The organism is Confluentibacter sediminis, from assembly GCF_003258355.1.
Classification (GTDB): Bacteria; Bacteroidota; Bacteroidia; order Flavobacteriales; family Flavobacteriaceae; genus Confluentibacter; species Confluentibacter sediminis.
On sequence record NZ_QKPO01000117.1, the window covers coordinates 1 to 301 of the forward strand.

1 protein-coding gene is annotated in these 301 nt (G+C 62.1%); it reads right to left on the bottom strand.

Annotated features, from left to right (window positions below):
• On the bottom strand, positions 1–301 hold a 301-nt coding region (locus DKT72_RS19140; RefSeq protein ID WP_162623395.1), incomplete at both ends, for a heat shock protein transcriptional repressor HspR.

The window sequence follows — 301 nt, forward strand, 5'->3', positions numbered from 1 at the left end:
GCGGTTGGAGCGTTGTATCTCCACGATATTGCCGTCACGGCCTGCGGCGAAAACGCTCTCCTGGTCGCCGGTTTGCATGCGTTTGACTTCGCGGCGCAGTTGGCGATTCTCTTCTTCGAGGACCAAAATGCGCGCGATACCGGAAAGGTTGATGCCCTCATCCTGGCTCAGGCGCTGAGCTCGGTTCAGGCGGGCAATGTCGCGCAGGCAGTAGCGGCGTGCGCCGCCATCGGTGCGCTGCGGACGAACCAAACCGAGGCGGTCGTACTGACGGAGAGTCTGGGGGTGAATGTTGGCCAAC